Annotated in this window: 25 protein-coding genes; 12 read left to right on the top strand and 13 right to left on the bottom strand. The window is 56.5% G+C overall.

The features are described from left to right. Window positions 1-153 precede the first annotated feature (153 nt). Window positions 154-1,869, bottom strand: a complete 1,716-nt coding sequence (locus tag P8Z34_07270; protein MEJ2550465.1) for a GAF domain-containing sensor histidine kinase — start codon at window positions 1,867-1,869, stop codon at window positions 154-156. Between the two features lie 128 nt (window positions 1,870-1,997). Between P8Z34_07270 and P8Z34_07265 the strand changes: the two genes are divergently transcribed. The 6 genes from P8Z34_07265 to P8Z34_07240 all read left to right on the top strand — a co-directional run bounded on the left by P8Z34_07265 (window position 1,998) and on the right by P8Z34_07240 (window position 7,749). Continuing rightward, entirely contained in the window at window positions 1,998-3,332 is a 1,335-nt protein-coding gene (locus tag P8Z34_07265) for a hydroxymethylglutaryl-CoA reductase, degradative (GenBank protein ID MEJ2550464.1), read from the top strand. A 42-nt stretch (window positions 3,333-3,374) separates the two neighbouring features. Beyond that, complete coding sequence (locus P8Z34_07260) at window positions 3,375-4,451, top strand: hydroxymethylglutaryl-CoA synthase (protein ID MEJ2550463.1); 1,077 nt, start codon at window positions 3,375-3,377, stop codon at window positions 4,449-4,451. A 5-nt stretch (window positions 4,452-4,456) separates the two neighbouring features. Continuing rightward, window positions 4,457-5,641, top strand: coding sequence for a beta-ketoacyl synthase N-terminal-like domain-containing protein (locus P8Z34_07255; GenBank protein MEJ2550462.1), 1,185 nt, complete (start codon window positions 4,457-4,459; stop codon window positions 5,639-5,641). A gap of 85 nt (window positions 5,642-5,726) precedes the next feature. Beyond that, the gene (locus P8Z34_07250; GenBank protein MEJ2550461.1) at window positions 5,727-6,134 is read left to right on the top strand and encodes a Zn-ribbon domain-containing OB-fold protein; all 408 of its coding nucleotides are present in this window, start codon (window positions 5,727-5,729) and stop codon (window positions 6,132-6,134) included. Window positions 6,135-6,465: 331 nt separating this feature from the next. Next, a complete protein-coding gene (locus P8Z34_07245) occupies window positions 6,466-6,963 on the top strand; it encodes a LysM peptidoglycan-binding domain-containing protein (GenBank protein MEJ2550460.1) in 498 nt (165 codons plus the stop codon). A gap of 240 nt (window positions 6,964-7,203) precedes the next feature. Continuing rightward, the gene (locus P8Z34_07240) at window positions 7,204-7,749 is read left to right on the top strand and encodes an NUDIX hydrolase (GenBank protein MEJ2550459.1); all 546 of its coding nucleotides are present in this window, start codon (window positions 7,204-7,206) and stop codon (window positions 7,747-7,749) included. Between the two features lie 98 nt (window positions 7,750-7,847). Here the strand turns inward: P8Z34_07240 and P8Z34_07235 are convergent, their stop codons facing one another. The 4 genes from P8Z34_07235 to P8Z34_07220 all read right to left on the bottom strand — a co-directional run bounded on the left by P8Z34_07235 (window position 7,848) and on the right by P8Z34_07220 (window position 11,972). Next, a complete protein-coding gene (locus tag P8Z34_07235; protein ID MEJ2550458.1) occupies window positions 7,848-9,023 on the bottom strand; it encodes an acyltransferase family protein in 1,176 nt (391 codons plus the stop codon). Window positions 9,024-9,102: 79 nt separating this feature from the next. Further along, window positions 9,103-9,912: an ABC transporter permease gene (locus P8Z34_07230; protein MEJ2550457.1), complete on the bottom strand. Its 810-nt coding sequence runs from the start codon at window positions 9,910-9,912 to the stop codon at window positions 9,103-9,105. Then, on the bottom strand, window positions 9,909-10,838 hold the full coding sequence (locus P8Z34_07225; GenBank protein MEJ2550456.1) for an ABC transporter ATP-binding protein: 930 nt from the start codon (window positions 10,836-10,838) through the stop codon (window positions 9,909-9,911). Before P8Z34_07225 ends, P8Z34_07230 begins: the two co-directional genes overlap by 4 nt. A gap of 117 nt (window positions 10,839-10,955) precedes the next feature. Further along, window positions 10,956-11,972 (bottom strand): zinc-binding dehydrogenase, encoded by a 1,017-nt coding sequence (locus P8Z34_07220; protein ID MEJ2550455.1) that lies wholly within the window; start codon window positions 11,970-11,972, stop codon window positions 10,956-10,958. 274 nt (window positions 11,973-12,246) lie between these two features. On the opposite strand from P8Z34_07220, the gene P8Z34_07215 reads away from it, so the two are divergent. Both P8Z34_07215 and P8Z34_07210 read left to right on the top strand, forming a co-directional pair. Beyond that, complete coding sequence (locus P8Z34_07215; protein ID MEJ2550454.1) at window positions 12,247-12,405, top strand: hypothetical protein; 159 nt, start codon at window positions 12,247-12,249, stop codon at window positions 12,403-12,405. Window positions 12,406-12,429: 24 nt separating this feature from the next. Then, the gene (locus tag P8Z34_07210; GenBank protein MEJ2550453.1) at window positions 12,430-12,696 is read left to right on the top strand and encodes a hypothetical protein; all 267 of its coding nucleotides are present in this window, start codon (window positions 12,430-12,432) and stop codon (window positions 12,694-12,696) included. A gap of 36 nt (window positions 12,697-12,732) precedes the next feature. Here P8Z34_07210 and P8Z34_07205 read toward each other — a convergent pair whose 3' ends face one another. From P8Z34_07205 to P8Z34_07185, 5 genes are all read right to left on the bottom strand, one after another. Then, window positions 12,733-13,734, bottom strand: a complete 1,002-nt coding sequence (locus P8Z34_07205; protein ID MEJ2550452.1) for an NAD(P)-dependent alcohol dehydrogenase — start codon at window positions 13,732-13,734, stop codon at window positions 12,733-12,735. A gap of 101 nt (window positions 13,735-13,835) precedes the next feature. Further along, on the bottom strand, window positions 13,836-14,222 hold the full coding sequence (locus P8Z34_07200; GenBank protein MEJ2550451.1) for a DUF6326 family protein: 387 nt from the start codon (window positions 14,220-14,222) through the stop codon (window positions 13,836-13,838). A gap of 95 nt (window positions 14,223-14,317) precedes the next feature. Next, window positions 14,318-15,211 carry an NAD(P)-dependent alcohol dehydrogenase gene (locus P8Z34_07195; GenBank protein ID MEJ2550450.1) on the bottom strand — a complete coding sequence of 298 codons (894 nt, stop codon included), beginning with the start codon at window positions 15,209-15,211 and terminating at the stop codon, window positions 14,318-14,320. 127 nt (window positions 15,212-15,338) lie between these two features. After that, window positions 15,339-15,998 carry a DUF4389 domain-containing protein gene (locus P8Z34_07190; protein ID MEJ2550449.1) on the bottom strand — a complete coding sequence of 220 codons (660 nt, stop codon included), beginning with the start codon at window positions 15,996-15,998 and terminating at the stop codon, window positions 15,339-15,341. Between the two features lie 19 nt (window positions 15,999-16,017). Next, entirely contained in the window at window positions 16,018-16,695 is a 678-nt protein-coding gene (locus tag P8Z34_07185; protein MEJ2550448.1) for a DUF4386 domain-containing protein, read from the bottom strand. Between the two features lie 490 nt (window positions 16,696-17,185). On the opposite strand from P8Z34_07185, the gene rplS reads away from it, so the two are divergent. Both rplS and murI read left to right on the top strand, forming a co-directional pair. Then, window positions 17,186-17,533, top strand: a complete 348-nt coding sequence (rplS, locus tag P8Z34_07180) for a 50S ribosomal protein L19 (protein MEJ2550447.1) — start codon at window positions 17,186-17,188, stop codon at window positions 17,531-17,533. Between the two features lie 253 nt (window positions 17,534-17,786). Beyond that, window positions 17,787-18,599, top strand: coding sequence for a glutamate racemase (gene murI / locus P8Z34_07175; GenBank protein ID MEJ2550446.1), 813 nt, complete (start codon window positions 17,787-17,789; stop codon window positions 18,597-18,599). Between the two features lie 83 nt (window positions 18,600-18,682). On the opposite strand, the gene gyrA is transcribed toward murI, so the two are convergent. After that, the gene (gene gyrA / locus P8Z34_07170) at window positions 18,683-21,163 is read right to left on the bottom strand and encodes a DNA gyrase subunit A (protein ID MEJ2550445.1); all 2,481 of its coding nucleotides are present in this window, start codon (window positions 21,161-21,163) and stop codon (window positions 18,683-18,685) included. Between the two features lie 274 nt (window positions 21,164-21,437). Between gyrA and P8Z34_07165 the strand changes: the two genes are divergently transcribed. Then, the gene (locus P8Z34_07165; protein MEJ2550444.1) at window positions 21,438-23,873 is read left to right on the top strand and encodes a penicillin acylase family protein; all 2,436 of its coding nucleotides are present in this window, start codon (window positions 21,438-21,440) and stop codon (window positions 23,871-23,873) included. A 145-nt stretch (window positions 23,874-24,018) separates the two neighbouring features. On the opposite strand, the gene P8Z34_07160 is transcribed toward P8Z34_07165, so the two are convergent. After that, window positions 24,019-24,231: a hypothetical protein gene (locus tag P8Z34_07160; protein ID MEJ2550443.1), complete on the bottom strand. Its 213-nt coding sequence runs from the start codon at window positions 24,229-24,231 to the stop codon at window positions 24,019-24,021. Between the two features lie 26 nt (window positions 24,232-24,257). Beyond that, the gene (locus P8Z34_07155) at window positions 24,258-25,070 is read right to left on the bottom strand and encodes a biotin--[acetyl-CoA-carboxylase] ligase (protein MEJ2550442.1); all 813 of its coding nucleotides are present in this window, start codon (window positions 25,068-25,070) and stop codon (window positions 24,258-24,260) included. 84 nt (window positions 25,071-25,154) lie between these two features. Between P8Z34_07155 and P8Z34_07150 the strand changes: the two genes are divergently transcribed. Then, complete coding sequence (locus P8Z34_07150; GenBank protein ID MEJ2550441.1) at window positions 25,155-25,658, top strand: HIT domain-containing protein; 504 nt, start codon at window positions 25,155-25,157, stop codon at window positions 25,656-25,658. Window positions 25,659-25,670: the final 12 nt, after the last annotated feature.

The following is a 25,670-nucleotide window of genomic DNA, read 5'->3' as shown; positions in this document are numbered from 1 at the left end:
GATACTCCCAGTATAAGAAGCCAGGTATTCCGCTTCCAGTGATCTCTATCCCAATGTGTCTGGCAAACTGTCACGCGAGATATGACGCGTCAATATCTTTACATAAGTTGATTCGGGGATAAAAAGCATGGCCGGAATACGAACGGGAGGCGCTCAGCGTCCGTCCGTTTTGGGAAGCCGAACGGTTATCGTGGTTCCCTCACCTGGATGCGAGGCGACTTCGAATTTGGCGCCGATGTTGCGCGCTCTTTCCACCATGTTCGATAAGCCGTGACCCAGGACGTTTTGTTCTTTCCCCACCTCAAAACCCACACCGTTATCGATGACCTGCAGTGTGACGTCATCCCCCAGCGACCGCACGCTCATCATGACTTGCGTCGCCCGGGCGTGTTTCGCCACGTTCGCAAGGGCTTCCTGAGCGATGTGGAATAACTCGCGCGCCTTCGGGTTTGGAAGGGACTCGAGCACTTTCGCTTCGGTTTTCAGATCGACGTCGACGAGAGTATTGGCTCGAAATTCACGACGCAGTTGTTCCAGCGCCGCACCCAGGTTGTCCACAGACATTCGACTCGGCTGCAGATCGAGGATGTACGAGCGAAGATCGCCGATGACTTCGTTCAATCCGGTTATCGCTTGCTCCAAACGCTCCACCGCCTGGTCCGGGTTTTCGTGAATTTGAAGCCGGATATATTCGAGAATCAAACCTACCGCATAAACGGATTGGATGATGCCGTCATGGAGATCCATAGCGATGCGTTCGCGTTCTTCGAGGACCGCCAATCGCCGTGCCTGGCGATACAAACGCGCGTTTTCCACGGCAATCCCCGCGCCTGCGCCGACAGCCTCGAGCAGGCCGATTTCACGCTCCTCGATCACTCGTTCGCCTTCGAAGGCCAAAGTAAAGATTCCAACGATTTTACTCGGCGCCGTGAGGGGAACCCCTACTATCGTGCCGATCCCTGCGGTTTTTACGGCGGCCTCGTGCAGATGAGGTTCCTCTTCCAATTTCGTCGTCCAGGCAGGTTTCCCCAGACGGACGACCCGGCCGATGAATCCCTCGCCTTCCCTGAATTGCTCCTGATCCCACAAGGCATCCAGTGACGGCCCCGAATGGATCGACTTGCGATATATTCCCTGAGCTTCCTCGAGGAGAAAGACTTCGCCGGCTTTGGCACCAATGAGCTGGATGACTCGAGCGAGCATCACTTCGAGCATTCTATCCAGTTCCATCGCCGAACTGACGGAAGTCGTCAGGGTGTTGATCAGCTCGAGCTCCATATTACGCTGGGTGAGTTCCGCTTCATTGTCAAGAATCTGCCGGTAAAGCCTGGCATTCTCGATCGCCGCCGCGGCGTGGGAAGCCAGCATTTCGATCAGGCGCTGGTCTTCCGCGCTGAAACCATCGGCATCGCGTTTATCCGTAAGATAGATCTGACCGATCGGACGCCCGTAGGCCGAGATCGGCACGCCCAAGAATGAAGTCATCGGCGGGTGACCCTCGGGAAATCCGGCGGATTTGGGGTGTTCCTCAATATCGGGGATGCGGATACTGTGACCGAGGCGAAGCATCTCGCCGAGCAAACCTTTCCCTTCCGGTTCGTGGGAGATGGCTTTGATTTGCCCTTCCGAGAGGCCCAACGTTATAAAGGTCTCCAGTCCGCCCTTTCCGTCCGGAATGCCTAAGGCTGCGTAGCGCGCGTTTACCAGTTCGCGTGCGGCGTGGATAATCCTGCGCAGGACGCCGTCCAAGGAGAGATCGGAAAAAAGAGTCAGCGTCGCGCGATGAAGCGCACGCATACGCGTTTCTTCGGACGGTGAATTGGAGGTGGGATTCTTGAGTTGTACCCTTCCCTGTTCTTTCGGACTCACGAATATACTCACCCTTCAAACCAATTCTACCCCATCCCGGTATCACCGCAAATGCATATGCATCCTGATAGTTTTTGCCAGTAAATCTCTGTATAGTTTATGATGTAATCCCTAACGGAAGGGTATTTATGTATACCAACGGTACGTCACGCATATCGGGTCTGTACAACTTGAGCATGGAAGAAAGACTGGAGAGAATATCGGAAACCGCCGAACTCGATCCGGAAAAATACGCTGCCCTGAAGGGCGCGAATGGTTTAACCGCAGAACAAGCGGAAAAGATGATCGAAAACGTCGTCGGCGTATACAGTCTGCCACTCGGAATTGCAGCGAATTTCCTGATCAACGGCGAAGACTTCCTCGTCCCGATGGCCATTGAAGAACCATCCGTCGTTGCGGGTGCTTCATTCATGGCGAAATTGGTGCGCGCGAGCGGAGGCTTCGAGGCTGAAGCCGGCGAATCCGAGATGATCGCTCAAATCCAGGTCCTGGATATCGATGATTTCGAGTCCGCCCGGGAGAAATTGCTGCAGCACAAGGCCGAAATACTCGAGCTGGCGAACGAAATCGATCCCGTGATCGTGCAGCTCGGCGGCGGCGCACGCGACCTCGAAGTGCGGATTTTAGAAGACACGCCGATCGGGCCCATGCTGGTCGCCCATATCATATATGATACGCGCGACGCCATGGGTGCCAACACGATCAACACCGTGGCCGAATACATCTCGCCGCGGATCGAGGAAATCACCGGCGGCCGGGTTCACTCCAGAATCCTTTCCAATCTCGCCGATCGGCGCACGGCATCCGCCCGCTGCAGCATTCCACCGCACTATCTGGCGTTCGGCGAATACGACGGCGAGCGCGTTCGTGACGGTATCATCGAAACCTGGGCGTTCGCTGCGGCCGATCCTTATCGGGCGGCGACGCACAACAAAGGCATCATGAACGGGGTGGATGCGGTGCTGATCGCCACCGGAAATGATTGGCGGGCGGTCGAAGCCGGCGCTCATGCCTATGCCGCAAAAGATGGCCGCTACACCTCGCTAAGCCGTTGGTGGGTAGACGAGGACGGCAATCTCAACGGCGAACTCGAAATGCCGATGGCAGTAGGGATCGTCGGGGGCGCCACGCGCGTGCATCCGGTCGCACAAGCCAGCCTGGCGATCATGAAAGTCGAAAGCGCACGCGAATTGGCCGAAGTGATCGTCTCTGTGGGTCTTGCGCAAAATCTCGCCGCACTGCGAGCGTTGGCAACGGAAGGAATCCAGGAAGGTCACATGGTTTTACACGCACGCCAACTCGCCGCTGCGGCCGGCGCGAAAGGCGACCTGGTGGATCGCGTGGCAAAACAGACGGTCGAAGAGAACACCATCCGCCTGGAACGCGCACGGGAATTGGTCCGCTTGTATCAAAGCAAAAACGGCAACGGACACAAACCGAAATCTTCAACTCTTCAGCGATAAACGCCTTACAATTCACAAAATTCAGCTAGAGGTTGCGAAACCATGGATCAAACGCGAGCAGAACCCAGCATCTATCAACCAGATCGCGAAGTCGGGATCGTTGGCTACGGCAGTTATGTCCCCCGCTATCGTCTTCCCGCAAGCGAAGTGGCCCGGATCTGGAAGGGCGGCAGTGGCGGCACGCCCATCCAAGAAAAATCGGTCGCCGGATTGGACGAAGACGTCATCACCATGGCGATCGAAGCCGCCAGGAATGCATTGCAGCGGGCTCAAATCGATCCGTCTGTCGTTCGAGCGGTCTGGGTGGGCTCCGAATCGCATCCGTACGCCGTAAAGCCGACTTCGACCGTCGTTGCGGAGGCGATCGGCGCTACACCCCACACCCTCGCCGCAGACTGGGAATTTGCCTGCAAAGCCGCTACCGAAGCCTTCCAGGCATCCATCGGCCTCATCGGCTCGGGGATGGCGGATTATACGCTCGCAATCGGCATGGACACGGCGCAAGGCAGACCCGGAGATGCCCTGGAATACACGGCGGCCGCAGGCGGCGCAGCCTATGTCATCGGGCCGGCCGAGGAAGCGCTGGCAGTCTTCGAAGGATCCTATTCCTACGTCACCGATACGCCGGATTTTTTCCGGCGGGCATATGAAAAATATCCCGAACACGGCGAGCGTTTCACGGGCGAACCCGCCTACTTCAAACACATCCACTGCGCCGCCCGCACCCTCATGGACGCACTGGGTACGACGGCGGAAGATTACCAGCATGCGGTCTTTCACCAACCGAATGCCAAATTTCCCCAGAAAGCGGCACGAAGTCTGGGTTTCAAGCCGGAACAAATCCAGGCCGGGCTGCTTTCCCCTAAAATCGGGAACCCGTACGCCGGATCGGCGCTCATCGGTCTGACCGCAGTGTTGGACGTCGCACAGCCGGGCGATCACATCCTCCTGGTCTCCTACGGTTCCGGCGCCGGATCGGACGCCTTCAGTTTGCGGGTATCCGAAGCGTTGACCGAGAGACGCGAGCGCGCCGTCTCGACGCAGCAGTATCTCGAACGCCGCACGGAAATCGACTACGCCACGTACACCCGCCTGCGCGGAAAACTAATTTTGAAGTGAAAACCATGATGACAAAATCGAACCCCAACGACATTCTCATCGCCGGTCTCGGCATTACTCCCGTGGGAGAACACTGGGAGAAGCAATTGCGCACACTGGCGCTCGAAGCCATCACGGCAGCGCGCCAGGATGCGGGAGAACTGGTTCCCGAGGCGATTTACGTGGCCAACTCCCTGGCCCCCGTGCTTTCATCGCAAACACAACTGGGCGCATTGGTCGCCGACTTCGCCGGACTGCGCGGCGTCGAAGCATACACCATTCAAGCCGCCGAAGCTTCCGGCGGCGCCGCCGTACGCCAGGCGTTCCTCGCCCTGCGGTCCGGTCAGATCGACGTCGCCCTGGTCGTGGGTGTGGAAAAAATATCCGAACGACCCAGCGCCGAAGTGGAAGATGCCCTGGTGATGTCCGGCGACGCGGATTACGAGGCCATTCATGGCGTGACCACGGCGGCGCAGGCAGCGCTGGTGATGCAGCGCTACCTGTATGAATTTGACGTTCCGCAGGACGCCTTTGCCGGATTCTGCGTCAACGCCCACGCAAACGGCGCCAACAACCCGATGGCCATGTTCCAGCGGGCCATCGACGAGAGCAAATACGCCAAAGCGCCTATGCTCTGCCCGCCGGTCAACATGTTCGACGCCGCCCCAATCGCCGACGGCGCCGCAGCGCTCGTCCTCACGCGAGCCGAGCTATTTCCGGAAACACCTTCCCATCCCCAGGTTCGCATCGCGGCATCGTCACAAGCCACTTCGACCGTCGCGCTTCACGATCGACAGGATCTGCTTTCATTCGGCGCAGCGATCGACTCCGCCAACAAGGCTTACGCCCTCGCCGGCATCCAGGCCAAAGACGTTCAGGTTTTCGAGCTGCACGACCGCTTCTCGATCTTTGCCGCGCTCTCTCTCGAAGCTTGCGGCTTCGCGCAGCGCGGCGAAGGATGGAAATTGGCGAAGGATGGAAGCATTCGGCCGGAAGGCAGTATTCCCATTTGCACCTTCGGTGGTTCGAAGGCACGCGGCGATTCCTGCGGTGCAACCGGCGTGTATCAGATCGCAGAACTGTGCCTGCAGCTTCAAGGCCGTGCCGGCAAGAATCAAATTCCAGAGGTGCAGACGGGGATGGCGCAATGCCTGGGCGGTACGGGCGCGACGGCGGCGACGCACATCTTGCAGCGAATCGATGGGTCTTGAAAGCATGCTGATAGGTCTTGAGAGTCAACGCTGAGTATAGTTACACTCGGTTAATCCAATTCGAAGTACCATGGAGAAGTACGCAATGCAATTACCACGACACTGGCGCTTGAACAAACAACGTTACGCACTCGAAGGCGAAGTATGCATACATTGCCAGGCAAAGATTTTTCCGCCGCGGGATATCTGCCCGGAATGCGGTGAAGAGGCAAACAGCACCCTGGCCCTCAGTGGAAGAGGCCAGGTCTATTCGTTCACGAAAGTATCTCAGGCCCCAGCCAGCCACGAAGAGCAGGCGCCCTACACCGTCGCCCTCGTCAAACTCGACGAGGGTCCGACCGTGACCGCGCAGCTCACCGATTTGGACGAAAAACAGCAGCCGGTGGAAATCGGCATGCCGGTAGAAATGGTGACGCGAAAATTGTATTCGGACGGCGATCGCGGCTTGCTGATCTACGGATACAAGTTCCGGCCGCTCATCCGGCAATCCTGATGCCGCCTTTTTCCCACTTTAGCCCACAGTTTGAATTCACATGTGGGCTTTTTCATTTGTCCTGGCTTCCGCGAGGTGCGAAAAAACGAAATCTTCGCTAGAATGACGTTTATATCATCGGCATGGAACTTGCAATTATAAGTACGTCAGCGTGCCCGCTTGACGCGCCCAAACACATGTGCTACTATGCGCGCTTGAGGGTTGGCACGAGACTTCGAACCATAGAAAGGCACGGCAGAAGACATTTGGGCGTGAAATTTCGGGATGTGCGAAATTCTCGACCGTTTCGACTGCCGCTCGAGAGGAGTTCACACCCTCCAAGGAGGAGACAATGAGCGATCAGCGCCTGCGTTACCCGGTGATTCTGATTCTCTGCTTCGTCGTTCTACTGACTGCTTGCACACGTTCCGCTTCGACGGCTCCGCCATCCGAAGGCGAAGAGACACAAAGCGGAGAACCCATGGACGATACCGAAGCAACGATGGAAGCCATCCGATCCGGGATACTCACCAAGACGGCCCAGGTAGAAATGGGCATTGTCGGCACGGATACGCCGCAAGCGGAACTCGCCGAAACCCAGGAATCCTCGGCTGCCTCAACGGAACAGGTCTCGGAAGCGACCGCAACCCCAACGCTGGGAGGCGTGGTGGAATACACCGTCAAGGCTGGGGATTGGATCTGGAAAATTGCCCGACAGTTCGACGTCGATCCGCAAGACATCATCGACTACAACAACCTGGCCTCACCCAGTTCGCTCGAAGTCGGCATGGTGTTAAAGATCCCCATTTCATCGCCCCCTACCCATACGCCGTCTGAACCCAGGCCATAATCGACGCTAACAATCTGGTGAATCCAAGCTCGATCAGCCCGGGCCAGGAATTGATCATTCCGTAATCTAAACAGGACGCACACCGCCTCCTGATTTCCAGGACGGGACGATTGAATTCCTGGATGCTGTGAGCGTCAAGATCGCCCGGTGAATTGAAGTGCATGAGATGATACGGGGCAGACGAAAGGTCTGCCCCGCTCTATTCCCGAAAGTTGAAGTCGAAAGAACAACGGAGGAGTAATGGCGATAGAAATCAAAAAATCGGACACCGTGTTCCAGGGCAAAGTCTTCGATGTGCGCATCGATCAAATTATAAATCCAGCCGGAAAGACGCAGCGCATCGAATATGTCAACCATGCCGGCGGCGTGACGATCATCCCCGTGGATGAAGAAGACCAAATCCTTTTCGTGCGTCAATATCGGCACCCGACGGGAGAAGAGCTGCTTGAACTCCCTGCGGGAAGCATCGAGGCAAACGAGGACCCCGAAAGCTGCGCCAGGCGGGAGTGTCGTGAAGAGGTCGGTATGTCGCCCGGTAGTCTACGACATCTCGGGGGCACTTTTCTCGCTCCAGGATATTCCAGCGAGTTCTTACATTATTATCTGGCGAGGGATCTCTCTCACGCGCCGCTGCCCCCGGACGAGGACGAAGTCATCCAAGTCATCCGGCTTTCATGGAACGCAGCCCTCCAGAAAGTAACGCAAAACAAAATTCGCGATGCGAAAACGGTGACCGGGATCTTCCTTGCAGGTATGGCCCTGGGGAAGTGGGGAAACGAGAATTGACAAAAAAACCGCTACTTTCCTGAACCCGCCATTGACAATAAAAAAATATGGCCTCGGCTGCCATATTTTTTCTTACATTGAACGCAGTCTTTTCGCATTTACAGGATTTTTGAGACGAAGGTGATCCTGCGAATGATAAAAGCGAGGAGAAAGCAAGCCGGTACCGCGATCAAGGATACCACAGCGAATTTCAGCAGATTGGCCAACTCGAGGCCTCGCAGTGCGTAGGCCAGGAACACGATGACCGGGATGTGAAAAACGTAAACCGCATAACTCTGTCGGGACAAGAAGCTCCCCAGCCTGCTCGGCTTGTTCAGGACCCGCCTGAAGAAGGGGATCAGGCCCAGGCACATTCCTACCGCGAAAACGGAATCAAACAAAGCGTACAGTGCAGATTGCCAGTTCCCATTGCCCATGGCGATTTCCAGATTGTTCGAAACCTCAAGCGTGAACCATTTTCCGCTGAACAAATAGGGGAACAAAACCACGCCCGCGATCAAGGCAGCGATAATCCCGATCGCACCCATCGTGTTCGATATCCCACGGAACCAATCTCTGCGTGATGCCACAATCCCCAAGATAAAAAAGCTGAGATACTGCGGCAGGTAAGCCAGCGTCGGAAAGCCGCGCACATCTTCTCCAATCGGAACGATCATGCGCATCAGATAACTGATCCCCGCCAACGCAAGGATGAAAAGTCCCACCCCAAGATAGCCGAGAGAAGAAGATCGGTACGTTTCGTTTGATGTTCGCTCAGCGGCCAGCCGGCGCCATATGGCGTAGCCGATTGAAAAGACGAGCAGCAAGGCGACGAACCACATCGGCCCGAGGCCGATGGTTTCGGGGTAGAGCGCCTTCAAGGTCAGCGGCGTCGTGATGCCGGTGAGTTCGGAGGGCATGAGGTAGAAGCCGACCGAGGAAAGCGGGTTGAGCACCAACATGAAGAAGACCAGCGGAATACCCAGGCGCAGTAGACGCGCTTTGAGGAAAGAACCGAATCCCTTTCGATCGAACGAGCCCGGCGTGAAGTAACCCGCCAGCAAGAAGAACGCGCCCATGAACCAGGCCTGATTGAGCAGCATGAACGCCAAAAGCAGGCTGAAGGCGGTCGGGTCGGTGAACGGCGGCTCGACGTAATAGAACTCCGTCCCCGCGCCGTAGACCGCCGCCACGTGGTGCAGCACGACGAGGATGATCAAAAAAGCGCGCAAGTGATCGACGAACACCAGACGGGAAGATCCGCTCATCTTCCCTTGAATTCCTGACTTAACCATTACATCCTCCATTCCCTAATAAATTGTCACTTCTACGATGTTTATCCTATATCAAAAAGAGATGGCTACACCATCTAGTTTACAACACAAACATTCCCACAATGTTGGGTAACAGAACCAGCAGTGCCAGTGCAAGATGGCCGCGCCTGGTGGTGTTGCGGCTGTCCCAACTGAACAGGTAGACTGCCAGCGCAAAGGCGAGTAAACCGGTAAGTGCCAGGACGATCACGGAACCCCAGGGGGAATAATCGGCTGCGTTTCCCATCGCCAGTCCATTGAAGGCATTCATGGCGTGTGCAGCGGGCAAGAGTTGGGCGAATTTGGCGGCAACCTCAGGTAGCATACTGGACGGGAACATCATGCCGCCCAACATGATGGAGGGGATGAAGAAAAGCTGCGACCAGAGCACCGTGATGCGCGAATTCGCCGAAATCACCCCGATCAGCACGCTGATGCCCGCACAGGCGAAAGCCATGACGAGGAAGACCAGGAAATAGTGGAACCAATCAATCGGAAGCGGAGCGTCAAACAGCGGTGCGGCGGTGGCAGTGATGATTCCCGCTACGATCAGCAGATGCAGCATCGTCGTCAAGGCCGGGATGACGAGAATCGAAATCGAAGGGACGCCGTTGATCTTGTAGCTGCGGAAGATGCCGTTTTCGCGTGCGTTGACCAGCGGATCTGGAATGCCCAGAAAGGTGGCCGCCAAAATGGCAAAGACAACCATCGCCGGGGTCATACTCTCGATGAAAAGAGGGTTGATCGCGCCCATGACAAATCCCATCATCAGAAAAAATCCGAGTGGAAAAAGATAGTTCATCAACAGCAGCGTCTTGTTGCGGATACCCGTGCGGAATTCGAACGAAAAGTGATTGAGAAAAGCGGTCATCGTGCGCCTCCTGCTGCCGTGTTGGGACGGGTGATCTCGAGGAAACGATCCTCGAGCGACGGCCGTTCCACACGCAAGTCGATCAACACATCCCCCCGGGATTCGACCTGCGCAATGATGGCGGCCACAGTCGGACCGATATCGGTGCTGTAATAGATCTCGTAGGTCTCTTTCGATAAGTGTTGGCTTACCGCGGGCAAGGAGGTGGTGCTTTCGGAGAGACAGGAGTCTCGAGTCCGTACGGAAACCTTGGTCAACTCCGCTCCTGTGGCCGTGATTTCCAGCGGGGTGCCGGTCGCGACGATCTTGTGATTCAGCAAGATGGCCACTCGATCCGACAGCTCCTCCGCTTCGGCCATGTCGTGCGTGGCCAAGATGATGGCCGTGCCGACGTCTTTCATTTCGCGCATCAAGTCATGCAATTCAGTCCGAGTTGCCACGTCCAACCCCGCCGTCGGTTCATCCAGGAAAAGCACCGGCGGTTCGTGCGCCACCGCAAGTGCCAACGCAAGGCGGCGCTGCTGCCCGGTGGAAAGCTCGAAGAACTGCGCCTTCCGTTTCTCATGCAGACCCAGCCGGTCCAACAGGTCGAAGCGAGGCGTCACACCGTGATAAGCGCAGAAGAATTTCATCGCCTCGTCGGGGGTGATGCTTTCCGGCAACGCAGAGGACTGCAGTTGCACGCCGATCACGTTACGCAGCCCTCGGGGATCTCTGGTCGGATCGATGCCCCCCACCCGCAGAGAACCCCCATTTGGTTCACGCAGCCCCTCCAGGCTTTCCAACGTGCTGGTCTTTCCGGCGCCGTTGGGTCCGAGCAAGCCAAAAATCTCACCTTCCCTGACGTCGAAGCTGATGCCGTCCACGGCGACGAAATCGCCGTAGGTCTTGCGAAAATCTTTAACGTTGATGACCGATTCTCTCATGCGATTTCCTCTCTCTTAAGTGATTCCTTTCAAATGGCAGCGATCAAAATCGACCACGCCAGAAGCGTTGGCCGGATCGATCCCCACTCTTCCAGCGTGACGGTTGCGCTGCTATATTCACCCACCAGTAACGAGAACTACTTTACCTGCGTAGCCTCCACGCTCGAGCAGTTCGTGAGCGCGAGCGGCCTCGGCCAACGGAATGCGCGCCGCTATCAGCGGTTTGATTTTTCCCGCGACGAGTAAATCGAGCAGGTCCGTTAGCGTTTGGCGATATAAGGCATTTTCCTTGCCAAGATCCGGCACGCTCATGACCTGCTTGCCGTCCGGAAGGACCATCAGCAGCGCCATCATTGCCATGGTGAACGGAATGACCCGCATGCCGCCCTTCTTCGTTGCGGCCACTCCGAACCACACCAGACGTCCGCCTCTGCGCACGGCTCTTTTCGATCTCCAAAGCTGCCGCGCACCGCCGATGGGATCAAACACGGCGTCCGCGCCAACGCCGGTGAGGTCACGCACGCGCTCAACAAAGTCTTCGGTGTGATAGTCGATCGGCGTAGCCCCATATCCCGATACGACTTCGTGATTGTATTTGGATGCCGTGCCGTACATCTCCAACCCGGCGAGCTTCCCGAGATCGAGCAGCGCAGTCCCCACCCCTCCCGCAGCACCGTGGATTAGGACGCGCTCTCCGCTTTGGACCTCTGCGCTGTGATGCAGCGCGAGATGCGCAGTCAGGTAATTCGCCAGGAGACAAACGGCCTCGACAGGATCGATCCCTGCAGGCACGGAAACCAGATCGCTCGCAGGCAAACAGATGTACTCCGAATAACCGCCAAGACCGCCACGCGAAAACGTCATGCCGGCGAGAGTTTTCCCCAGCTCGATGGTAGAAACCCCCTCTCCCAGTTTGTCCGCCACGCCGACGACGTCCGTCCCGAGGGTGAACGGCACGTGCGGCGTTCCGGGAAGCATCCCGGAGCGCCGGAACATCAGATCGTAGGCAGAGACTCCGGCGGTCTGAACCTTCACCCGCACTTCGCCGGATTGAGGCTCAGGCAGTTCCTCTTCGATCATCTGGAGGACTTCCGGTCCGCCGTGCCGAGCGACGACGATACGATGATGTTTCATAGTTCTCCCTCCTCAACTTTGACGATTCTTCCGATAATATACATGAGTTCTAGATTGCTTTATGTTGCAATGTGAAAATTGCGCTTCTCGTGTCTTTGGGACTAGGTGTATCGAATGCGTATTTGTCGTTTTACTCCGACGAACCCTTCCCGACGACTTGACGGGCAAACGGGATTTCGGCGAAATGACTTGACTATAGAATAATAGATCGATTTATATCATACTTGCACGATGAGCAAGGATTAAAGGATGGAAATCGATAAGGAGGTGAAAATTGAAAAAGGGAAAATATCTTACTGTGCGCTGGAACAACATGCTCACGCTGGCGTTGGGTATTCCCAGCTTGATCTATATCATCGCCGCTTTTTCCACTTCGACCTGGTCTGAAAAGAGTGGGATGATCGGCATCTCGATTGTTGGTGTGCTTTACTGACTGATCATTGAGTATCATACGTCCATGCGGTTCGCATGGCTTCGGGAAAATACGGCCGACAACACCGCAGTTCGACAGGCGTCCACCCACCCTCTGGCGCTCATCCGTAAGGCCTATAATCTTGCCTTCTGGATCTTTCTGCTGCCCTTCTTCACAATAATGGAATACAGCACCGGTTTCATTGTCTTTACGGTAATTATCTTCGTAAGGCTGTTTGCAAATCTATACACAAACAACGTGCTCAATCTCACACCGGAGGAATTCGATCGTTATCCATTCCGGATTCCGTGATCCAATGAAATCCGCGGCGGCTTAGATCATCCCAACTCAAACAGCAGGGGCCGGCGCCACCGTGATGACGACGTTTCCCTGCTTCTTCCCGGTTTCCACATAGCGGTGGGCATCCACGATTTGTTCCAACGGATAAATGCGATCGATCACCGTTCGCAGCGTTCCGGCTTCGACGAGTTCTTTGAGGTAGATCAAGTCATCGATCGTCCCACTCGCAGTCTCCAGAACGACCTGCTTGCCGGTCGTCATCCTGGTCCAGAGGCCTTTCAGGATCTGTGATGTTGGGTTGGCGAGAAGGAAGATGCCGTCCTTCTTGATGGAATTTTTGCTGCGCGAAAATGAAACCGTGCCGACGACGTCGAAGATGACGTCGTAGACGACGCCGTTTTGCGTGAAATCCTCCTGGGTGTAGTCGACGACATGGTCGGCGCCAAGCGATCGAAGCATCTCCAACTTCTCCGCGCTGTCGATCGCCGTCACTTCGGCTCCGAAGTGTTTGGCGAGCTGCACGGCGAACGTGCCGATGCTGCCGCCGGCTCCGTTGATTAGGATCTTCTGCCCGCTTTGAATGTCCGCCTTGCGCAGGAAATGCAGTGCGTCGCGGCCTCCGAAGGGGACTGTGGCGGCTTCCGCATAGTTCATGTTGTCCGGTTTGAGAGTCACGCCCCCTTGCATGTCGTTCGGTTCTGCAGGCAGGCAGATATATTCGGCATTCGCGCCCAATTTCATGCCGGCGGCGCCAAACACCTGATCGCCCGCCTTGAAACCCTTCACCGCTCGACCCAGCGCTTCGATCTCTCCGGCGAGTTCGGTTCCGGGGATCGTCGATCCTCTCGGTTTTAAAAGCCCGATCCACAACCGCATGGCGAGGCCGAGAATGAGGGGAAAATCGAGACTTCGCATTTCGCAGTCGCCGGCAGTGACGGTCGTTGCGTGAATTCGGATGAGCAGTTCGTCGTCCTTAGGCGCGGGCTTTTCGACTTCCCCAAGTCGAAGGACTTCCGGGGGACCGTATTTCGTCCAGACAATCGCCTTCATGTGTTTGAATCCTCCAAATGAAAATCGCAACCGGCGTCATCATCCGGATATGACCCGAGCAGCCGTGCAAGCAACGCTTGGAAAGACGCGCTGATCGAAATTCAAGACTCCGGTTCGGGCCATTTCCAGGCATACCAAAACGTCAATCCATTAAACACAAGCCCGACGATGATTAAAAATTGATCGTAGAGGGAAGGGTACGTCGGCAGCCCAAAGAGGTTAAAGATAAAAAAGAAGGCCGCCAGGACGAGGTTTGTCCACCGATTGGCTCGATACTTCAAAACCAGTGAAAGGAAAACCATAATAATGGGAATCAGCAACAAAATTGCCAGTCCCAGATACATCCCCTGCGTGATCTGCATCCCACCCATCTCGCCCATCTCGCCCGGGACAAAGTCGCCGCTGAAAATACGCAGCACGTCTCCCAAAAGATAGGTCAGTATGAGCGCCGTCCATAGTCCTGAAAGCTTGATCCGTATCTCTTCCATCGTTGCACCCTCGGCTTTATGATTGATCCACGTCTCTTTCCGGGAAACGCACGAAGCTGCGTCGTCCTTTCGCTGAATAACCGCTGCTTACTCCGTCACTCCAAAGTGATGACGACGTTGCCTTTTTTATGCCCCTCTTCCACGTAGCGATGGGCTTCGGGAATCTGCTCCAGCGTGTAGGTGCGGTCGATCACCGCCTTCAGTTTTCCCTGCTCGATGAGCCCTTTAATGAAGACCAGGTTCTCGGTTCTTTCGCTCGTTGGAGAGCTGGCCGAAAGAGACTTTCCATTTTCCTTCAACAATCTCTTCGCCTGCGAAGACGGCAGTTTTCGAACGGCATCAAAGACGACGTCATAGTACGCAGCGAATTGGGCAAAATCGGTCTTTGTGTAATCGATGACGTGATCGGCGCCCAGGGACTGCACCATTTCCAGATTCGAAGTGCTGCACACGCCCGTGACCGCCGCCCCGAAATATCTGGCCAACTGGACGGCGTACGTCCCCACGCTGCCTGAGGCGCCGTAGATCATAACCTTCTGTCCCGGTTGGATGTTCCCTTTGCGGAGAATGTGCAGTGCGGTGTTGGCGCCGATGGGAACCGCCGCAGCCTGCTCGTAGGTCATGTTGTCCGGCTTGAGCGCCAGCATGCCGTCTTCCGGCAGGCAGATGTACTCGGCATAAGCGCCTCCGCTGTTTCCGGCCGATGCAAAGACCTGGTCGCCAATTTTGAATCCCTTCACTTCTCTGCCGAGGGATTCGACCTCTCCGGCCAACTCGTGTCCCAGGATCTTATTTTTCTTGAGACCGAAGAATAGGCTGAAAATCAAACGCAGCGGGAAGCGCATACGCCGCAGGATGACATCTCCGGCGGTCACCGTCGTAGCATATATTTTTATCAAGACTTCATGTTCTCTGGGCGTTGGTTTTTCCGCTTCCTGCAGCCGGAGTCCGTTCGCCGGTCCATACTCGGCGACGACGATCGCTTTCATGCGCTTCCTCCTTAGAAACGGACGGCTGTAGACCTTCAGAAACCGCAATAAACTGAGGCCGTCTTGAGTTCTTGCTTGACGGCCCCAGTTTCTTCCAACACAGAAGGTCTACCCAATCACGCCAATGCTAACTCAAACTGAACGGTGGATATTTGTCGGTCACCAGCAGGAATGCGTAAGCGTTCACACGCAGCCCCCAGCGGACGACGCCGACCATGTAGTCGAAAAGGCTCTTCGGGTACTGGCCGGTTAACAGAATGGCAAACCAGGCGATGATCGCGGCGAACACGGCGCCGACACCGAGAAAGGCCAAAACGATGTAATGCGGTATGGCCAGGAGCCATTTCACCAGCGGCATCCAGCGATTGAGTTCTGTTTCCACTTCGGGGTAGTCGATCTCCAGATGGACCGCCTGCTCTTCGACGGTCGAGGGATATTGATCGGTGAGCAGCGTCGCATAGACAGCGAACCTGGCCTCGAAGCGCGTCAATTCGCGGATAAAATCGAACCACCAGCGGGGATAGCGTTGGCGAAAGAGGATCATCAAGAGTGTAGCCATGAATAAGCCAGTCAACAATCCGCCTGTCGTGTCCCGGGTAACGTTCACCACATCGCCGGCTTGATTCAGGATAACCGTCTTCGTGACGGTCTCCCCGGCCTGCGTGAGCAGACTCAAGATGATCGCAATGGGGATGATGTAGATGATACGAAAGAACGTGGTCCAACGATCCAATTGTTCCGGATAGTCGACCTGTAAACGAGCCGGATATTCTGCGGGGTTTTCCATCGTTCTCCTCCTTTTGATTTTAGGTTACTGATTCGGAAACGGCATCAGGTGCACTGAATCCCTTGACGATCAACCATACCCCCAGAAACAATTCGTTCAATAGCATGATCACGCCCAGGTTTCCTGGAGGGTAACCGAACATGTCTAATATGGCATTGGCAAGTACGGCAATGCCTCCGATGAGACCCCAAATCGATATGAAACGCGGGACGAGTTTCGATTGATACAACACGCAATAAAAGAACAACGCCCCGAGTCCGAACGTGATCGAAACCATTAGAAAGGCCGAATCACGATCTGCCATGGTCAGCGTGCCCAGGGTTTGGAAGGTAGACGCCTCTGGAGCGCCTGCTTTCACAAATTCCTCACTCAATTTCAGCAGTGACAGCGGGCTGAGGTCAGCAAGGATTTGCGCCCCGTACTCGAGGATTCTAAATGCGACGTAGCCGAGTGTCATGCTGACGCTGTATCGCTTCAGGATTGGATACATCAGCATGGCGATACCAAGATAGGCGACACCGTTTACCAGCTCGAGCAGCACCCCGAACGCCAATTGAGCGTGGTGTTCGGAGACACTGATGAGATAATCAGGCGCACTTAGAACAGAGTCAAGAAGCAACGCACCGGCCAGAAATGTAATGTTGACGACAAGAAACAAGATCCCCACGATTCTTGCAGTATTTCTGTTCGGATGCATTCTGAACCTCCTCCGCATGGAATGAGTTCCCAGGAGAGATAGAGCTCTTTCCCGGTTCCGGAATGTCAGGGACAGACAATGTGCTTCGCATCACCGGGCATCGTGTTGGACCCAATCACCGGCTGGCACTGCAGGTTCGTTATAATGCCTGCAACAAGGCTCAGACGGTGGACGAGTCTAGAATTCGGATGTCGTATCTGCATTTCAGTACGCAAAATTTCGCAAACGGGCAATTGATTCAGGAATAGAACCTACGTAGTAGTATATCTGCAATCACCGCGGGACTCAAATTATCGATCGCAAGCCATTCCGTTGCTCACGTACCAATACTTTCCCTTTTAGATTATGGATCCGCGGATTTCAGTTTTGACCTTTATAGAACGAAGTAGATTACTCTAGCCCTCTCCAAATCGAATGTGGTATACTTTTGCCTGCGCCGCCCGGGAGCGATGGGCGGCGGGTGTATGTTCAACAGAGAAGGAAGATCGAGATGAACGAGCTTGTTAAATCCATCGAAGCGCCCGTCAACCCGGAAATCCCCGACATCCAAGCCGGAGATAACGTGACGGTGTTCGTACGTATTACCGAAGGCGATCGTGAACGGGTTCAGGAATTTCGCGGAACCGTGATTCGTGTGCGCAAAGGCGGCAACAACGCCAACTTTACCGTCCGGCGCACGGCCACACACGGCATCGGCGTCGAACGCACTTTCCTCATGCGCTCCCCTCGACTGGAAAAAGTCACCATTCAGCGCCGTGCACACGTACGTCGCGCACAGCTGTACTACCTGCGCGAGCGTTCAGGGAAGCAAGCCCGCTTGAAGGAAAAACGATCGTAAATTCACACAAGCATCAAAACGGTGCGGGTCGCGACCCGCACCGTTTTTTTCTCCCGGCACACCGCCGATCCGAGTTGTGCATCCCCATAATTAAAACCAACGTTCGCATACCTATTTCGCGGTTCGACTCGAATAAACCGGCATGTAGATTGGCCGCTTTTCGGTGTACAATGCACAAAACACGCCGTGATTTCGATCGAGATGCAGCAATCGATCATTCTTAAATTCAGCTTGGGATAGCGCATTCGACTCAATGGACCCACGACCTATCGGGCTTTTCGATTCGGGCGTTGGGGGACTTTCCGTTCTGCATCAGATTCACGAACTGCTGCCGCAGGAAAACGTCGTCTTCTTTGCCGACCAGGCTCACGTTCCCTACGGTAATCGTACGCTACTCAAGGTGCGCGAGCTCTCCCAGGAGATCACCCGCTATCTGCTCGACCGCGGCGCGAAAACGATCGTGGTCGCCTGCAACACCGCTTCGGCTGCCGCACTGCATCATCTGCGCCGGGTTTTCCCGCATACGCCCTTCGTCGGCATGGAACCTGCGGTTAAGCCGGCGGCTCAAACGACGCAAAGCCGGGTCGTCGGTGTGCTGGCAACCTCCGCCACCTTTCAGGGGGAACTGTTTGCTTCCGTGGTGGAACGCTTCGCAAACAACGTCACCGTCCTGCAGCAAACCTTGCCCGGCCTGGTCGAACGCATCGAAGCGGGCGACCTGGACGGCATCGCCACGCACCGCATCCTGAGAAACGCCGTCGAGCCGCTGCTCGCCGAGGGCGTGGACACGCTGGTCTTGGCCTGCACGCACTATCCCTTCATCATCCCCGTTCTGGAGAACATCGCCGGCCCTGAGGTCAACGTCATCGATCCCTCCCCCGCGATCGCCCGCCAGACCCAGCGTATCCTCGACCAACACGGCCTGGCCGCTCCGCCGGATCAAGAAGGCCGGGTGACTTACGTCAGCAGCGCCGACTCTCACCGGCTGCGCGAGATGGGAATCCGACTGATCGGCCTGGACGGCGAACAGCATTCCGCCCAATGGCGGGGTAAAACACTGAAATAGGGAAATTACGCAGCGAAAAACAAAACCTCCCACGCAGATCATGCGTGGGAGGTTGATATGCTTCCCATTCTTTCCGCTTCGCTTTACTCCACGCCTGCTTGTTTGAGATCTTTGGCCGAAGTACGCGCAACCGAAGCAACGGTTTCGCCTTCCTTGAGGTTGATCACGCGCACGCCCATCGTTGCCCGGCCGGCGCTCTTGATCTGTTTGATCTTGGTGCGGATCACGATGCCCCCGCTGGAAATGATCGTCAGGTCGTCGTCCTGATGGACGATTCGTGCAGATGCGATCGGCCCAGTCACCGACATCTTGTCGCGGCTCAAGGTGATCACCCCGCCCGTTCCCCTTCCCTTGCTGGGATATTCATCCACCGGTGTGCGTTTGCCGTAGCCGTTGGCCGTGACGACGAGCAACTCACCGTCCGCATCGACGACGTCCATCCCGGTGACGAAATCGCCCTTGCGCAGATTGATCGCCTTGACGCCCATGGCCGGGCGTCCCATCGGCCGTACGTTTTCTTCGTGATAGCGCAGCGCCTGGCCGCGTTCGGTGACGATAATCAACTCGTCGTCCCCGCTGGTCAGCCGCACCCAGCCCAGCATGTCCCCCTCCTCCAGTCCGATCGCAATCAGACCGGAAGGCCGCACGGAGGCGAACTCGGCCAACTGAACGCGTTTGATCTTGCCGTTGCGGGTGACCATGGTGCAGTAGTCGGCCTGCTCGAAATCGGGAACGGTCACCGTTGCGGTGATCATCTCGTCGGGCGACAAGGCCAGAATATTTACCATGGGAATGCCGCGCGCCGTTCGATCCGCATCCGGGATCTGATAGGCCTTTTCGGAATACACCTTTCCCCGGTCCGAGAAGAACAGCACCGTGTCCAGGGAACGTGCGGGGAAGAGCATCATGACTTCGTCTTCGCCGCGTATCGAATGCCCCTGCACGCCGCGTCCACCGCGCCCCTGGCGCCGGTATGTCTTCGCAGCGACCCGCTTCACGTAGCCGCGTTCGGTAATGCTGATCAACACAGACTCGTCCGGGATCAAATCTTCCTCGCTGAAATCCTCGCTGGCATCGGGGGAAATGCGTGTGCGCCGCGCATCCCCGTAATCCTTTACGATCTCGTCGAGGTCCGTTTTGATCAAAGTGTACATTTTCTTCGGATTCGCCAGCAGGTCTTCGAGGTAGGCGATCCGTTCCAGGACTTCTTTATGTTCCTGTTCGATCTTCTCGCGCTCGAGCGCCGCCAGGCGCCGCAACTGCATGTCGAGGATGGCCTGGGCCTGGATTTCCGACAGTTTGAAGCGTTCCATGAGGCGTTCTTTGGCGACATCCGCATCCGCTGATTTACGAATGGTTTGAATCACGTCGTCCAGATTGGCGAGCGCGATGATCAGACCATCCAGAATGTGGGCGCGCGCTTTCGCCTTTGCGAGCTCGAATTCCGAGCGGCGCGTGATCACCGTCAAGCGGTGGTCCACGTAGAGCTGCAGGGCACGCTTGAGGGACAGCAGTCTCGGTTCGCCGTCCACCAAAGCCAGCAGCTGCACGCCGAACGTCGTCTGCAGCTGTGTGTACTTGAATAATTGATTGAGCACTTTTTTCGGCTGGGCGCCGCGCTTCAGTTCGATGACGATGCTCAAGCCGCGTCGATCCGATTCGTCGCGCAGATCGGAGATGTCGGAAAGCCGCCCTCCACGCGCCAGATCGGCGATGCGTTCGATCAAGCTGGCCTTGTTCACCTGGTAGGGAATTTCCGTGACCACGATGCGGTGACGAGATTTGCCGTGCTCTTCGATGTTCGCAAAGGCGCGCATGACGATGCGCCCTTTTCCCGTGCTGTAGGCTTGTTTGATGCCTTCCGTTCCCACGACCATCGCCCCCGTCGGGAAATCCGGCCCGGGAAGAAATTGCATCAAATCGTCGACCGTGACGTCGTCGAGGTTATCGTAATGATCTACGACGTAGCGAATCGCCTCTGCAAGCTCGTTGAGATTGTGAGGCGGGATGTTGGTCGCCATGCCGACGGCGATGCCGGAAGCCCCGTTGAGCAGCAGGTTGGGCAAGCGTGCAGGGAGCACGACCGGTTCCTGGAGAGAACCATCGAAATTGTCGACGAAATCCACCGTCTCTTTATCGATGTCTACGAGCAGCTCCTGGGCCATGCGCGCCAGCCGGGCTTCGGTGTAGCGCATGGCTGCGGGCGGATCGCCGTCGATCGAACCGAAATTTCCCTGCCCGTCGATCAACATGTAGCGCATCGAAAAATCCTGCGCCATGCGGGCCATCGAGTCATACACCGCCTGGTCGCCGTGCGGATGGTATTTCCCCAGAACCTCACCGACGATCCGCGCCGATTTCCGATAGGGGGTGTTTGCCCGAATCCCCATCTCGTGCATGGCATACAGGATGCGGCGATGGACCGGCTTCAGCCCGTCCCGCGCGTTGGGCAGCGCCCGCGCCACGATCACGCTCATGGCGTAATCCAGGTACGCGTCGCGCATCTGATCGTCGATATCTACTTGTCGTATGGTTCCAATTTCCATTGCGTTTGCCACTTTCACATGGTCAAAATCCACAGAAAACCCGCCTGCAGCGGGAACGTTTCTATTATACCCCTAGACCGTCGTTCAGACTACTTTCTCATCCCCCGTGCGTCGAAATACGGGCTGCGAAAGGGATCGATTTGACGCGATTCCTGCCCTGCGTCACGTCCAAAATCGTCGAATTACGCAGAAACCCCCGAACGGACTTTGTGTTCCAACGGATGAATATTGGGGGATTCTCATATACAATCAGATCAACAAACTAGACAGTCACGCATGAAGGGAGGCTTTTATGGCTCGTGTACGAAAGTCCGTGATTATCTTCATGATTATCATCATCCTGCTCGCAATTGCGCTCGTCATCGCAGGGTACATCAGCAGTCGCCAGTCTTTCCCGCTAACCGAAGGAGTGATTCAACTCCCCGGCCTGCAGACGCCCGTGGAGGTCTACCGCGATTCCTTCGGGATTCCCCACATCTACGCCGCCAACACACACGATCTTTTCATGGCCCAGGGATTTATTCACGCGCAAGACCGCTTCTGGCAGATGGAATTCTGGCGCCGCATCGGCAGCGGACGGTTGGCCGAAATCCTCGGGCCGAGTGCGCTGGAAAGCGATCGATTCATCCGCACGGTGGGATGGCATCGTGCGGCAGCAGAAGAAGTCGAACTTCTGTCGCCCGAGGCATTGGCGGTCATGGAGGCCTATGCGGAAGGCGTCAACGCCTATCTCGAGACGCAAACCAAACCCTTGAGTTTCGAGTTCACGATATTGGGACTCACGGGCGTTAAAATCGAGCCCGAGCCCTGGACCGTGCTCAATACACTGACCTGGGCCAAGGTCATGGCCTGGGATTTGAGCGGCAACCAGAACATGGAACTGCTGCGCGCCAACGTCGCCGCGCGCCTGGGAACGGACGCCGTTGCGGAAATCATTCCCGCCTACAACAGCGACTACCCGGTCATCGTACCCGAAACCCTGACGAACGCGACGCTGGACTCGATTCCCGCGGCCGCATATGATTTCAACGTATTCGGAGAAGGATTCAGCCTGGGAAGCAACAACTGGGTCATTTCCGGCGAGCGAACCGAAACCGGAATGCCGCTCCTGGCCAACGATCCCCATCTGGGCATCCAGATGCCTTCGATTTGGTACGAGATCGGCCTGCACTGCGAACCCGTCGGACCGGAGTGCCCGTTCGATGTGGTCGGATCGTCCTTCGCCAGTGCACCGGGCGTGATCATCGGGCACAACGAACGCATCGCCTGGGGAGTCACCAATCTGGGTCCCGACGTGCAGGACTTGTTCATCGAACGTATCAACCCCGAGAATCCCAACCAGTACGAATTTCGCGGCGAATGGCTCGACATGGATTTGATCCAGGAAGAAATCAATGTTGCCGGAGATGACGATCCCATCGTCGTCAACGTGCGCATCACGCAGCACGGACCGATCATCAACGACGTCGCCGGCGGCACGGAGGATCAATGGTATTTCGGCTGGCAGCCGTTGGCGCTCTCCTGGACCGCGCTGCAGCCCTCGCGGTTGATGGAGAGCGTCCTGCGCATCGATCTGGCCCAGAACTGGGAGGAATTCCGCGACGCGCTGCGCTACTGGGACGTACCCAGCCAGAACTTCGTATACGCCGACGTGGACGGCAACATCGGTTATCAGGCACCGGGACGCATTCCCATCCGCGCCAGCGGAGACGGATCGATCCCCGTTCCCGGATGGAGCGGCGACTACGAGTGGGTCGACTACATTCCGTTCGACGAACTGCCCAGGTCCTTCAATCCTGAGAAGGGTTACGTCGCCACCGCCAATCATGCCGTCGTGGGCGAGGAATACCCCTACACGATCACCGTAGACTGGGCGCCCGGCTTCCGCGCCCGCCGCATCGTGGAGATGATCGAAGCGAACGACTCGATCTCGATCCAATACATCCAATCCATGCAAGGCAACGACAACCAGATTTACGTGGAGGACGTCCTGCCTTACATCCTCGAACTGGATCCGGCGGAGGCGAGACTGTCGGAAGCCGTGGACTTGCTGCGGCAATGGGATGGGCGGACCGTGCGGGAGAGCGCCGCGGCCGCGTTGTTCGAAACGCTGCGTATCCACATGATCGACCAGGTGTATGGCGATGAGTTGGGCGAGCGTTTGCTGGAGAAAGCCCGTCCCTCGCTGCTCACCGCATTGGTCAACACGCTGCCCAACGCCGACGCAGTCTGGTTCGACGATGTTTACACGCAGGAAGTCGAAAACCGCGAAAGCATCCTGCTCCGCGCGCTCGAAGCCGCGGTGGACGAACTCAGCGAGTCGCTGGGCAAGTCGATGTCCAAGTGGCGCTGGGGCGATCTGCATCGGGCCACATTCGAAAACCAAAGCCTGGGGCAGAGCGGGATCGGCTTGATCGAAGCGATTTTCAACCGCGGCCCGGTCGAAGTGGACGGATCGTTCTTTACCGTAAACAACACGGGATACGATCTGGGCAATTCATACGACGTGGCCATCGTGCCGTCCTATCGGCAGATCATCGATCTGGCCGACTTCAGCCGTTCGATTTCGATTCACACCACCGGTCAATCCGGTCACGCGTTCCACACGCACTACGATGACATGATCGACCTGTGGCGCAACATCCAATACCACGCGATGCTGTGGGCCAAACAAGACGTAATTGCGGCTTCCGAAGCCCACCTGACCCTCAAGCCCAGCGATGGCTAGAAATGGATTTCGAGAGAATGAGTGGAACGAACCGGAGAAATTAGAAGCGAAGAGCCGGTAACGCAGCTCGGAGTATCCTGGAGAACAAACAAAGGGCGCATGAACATGCGCCCTTTGAAACTTGTACGCCGCGATCGAAAATACGTCAATACCAGACTTTTCCCGTCACCAACAGACAAGCTGCTCCCATAACCATCACCGTAGCCATCAAGAGTACCGCCAACACCAACCGTTGGCCCGACGTCATGCCAAAAATCCGTCGTTCAGGAGCGATCTGTTCTTCGACATCGAAAAGGCGTTTGCGCTCCTCCTCGTATTCCATCGGTCCGTCAGTTAATTCACGTAAATTGTCGAACATACCTGCCCTCCCTGAAGGAGCAAACCTTACTCGCCAAGTGTAGCCGATTTGAAGTTTGTGTCAACCGAACGCATACGTACATCTCCACAGGCTGCAAGAAACTGCTCTCCCTGAGGCGTTTCCAAACGCAGCCGTCCGTCCACGGTCATCCCGCACAACACACCGGTCCGTTCCCCGGTTGTATCGCGCACGACAACCGTTTGGTTGAGAAACGCCAGATGATGCTGCCACGCGTCGATCAGCTCCTCGCTGCCCAATCGTTCGTACCAATATGCAAGAGATTCTAGGACGTCGATGAACAGATCGTAGCGATCGACTCGTTTGCCCACGGCGGCTTCGATGCAGCTCGCCGGATAGTCCAGCGCATCCTTCGCAGGAACCGACTGCCTCTGCACGTTGATGCCGATTCCCATAACGGCATACTCCAGTTCCACTCCGGCCCAGGATGTCTCGACCAAGATGCCGGCGATCTTGTGCCGGTCGATCAACACATCGTTGGGCCATTTTATGGCCGCCCGAATGGTCCACGTCTCGAGGGCTTTCACTACCGCCAGGGCGCCCAGGCCGGCAAGCCCGAAGACTTCCTGTGAATCGTCCAGCTGCGGTCGCAGCACCAAACTGAAAGCCAGGGCGCTTTTCGCCGGCGTGAACCAGTGCCTACCGGCGCGGCCGCGGCCTGCCGTTTGTTCCTCGGCGAAGACCAACGCCCCGTGGGCAGCTCCCTGGCGTGCCCGTTCCAGGGCTTCATCGTTCGTCGAAGCGATTGTTTCGTGATAAAAGAACGGGTCGCCCAACCCCTGGATCGGGAGTCTGGCACGCAGATCAGCAGCAATCGTCATACTCCAATTGTACTCGCTGGTGCAGGATGCATGCCATGACGTTTTCCATTTGGCTATTCTCTGATAGAATCCATCCGTCGAAGCATGAAACGAATCTGGGCTCCCTGGCGGATGGACTACGTGGAAGGAAAGGTTAAGGAGAAAGGCTGCATTTTCTGCAGCCGTGCGGCGATGGACGACAATTCGGAGAGCCTGATCTTACATCGCGGCCGACAGACCTTCGTCATCCTCAACCGCTTCCCCTACACCAACGGCCACACGCTGGTCGTGCCGTTCGAGCACAAAGCCTCGCTCGAAGATTTAGACGAAGCGACGCGGAACGAACTGATGCAGCTAACCACCCAGACTCTGGCCGTCATGCGCGAGGTGTACAACGCCGAATCATTCAACGTCGGCATTAATATTGGCGAGGCGGCCGGTGCCGGCATTGCAGAGCACATCCACGTGCACATCGTGCCGCGCTGGACGGGCGACACCAGCTTCATGACCACCAGCGCAGACACGCGCGTTCTGCCCGAGTCATTGGAAGAGACGTACCGGCGGCTTCATGCGGCGTGGGTGAAATTGAGTTCCGATCTGCGTGGCTAACGATCCTCGTTC

It is taken from the genome of Anaerolineales bacterium, assembly GCA_037382465.1.
Lineage (GTDB): Bacteria > Chloroflexota > Anaerolineae > Anaerolineales > E44-bin32 > WVZH01.
The sequence above is the reverse complement of the archived record's forward strand: the minus strand, read 5'-3'. Positions and strand labels throughout refer to the sequence as shown.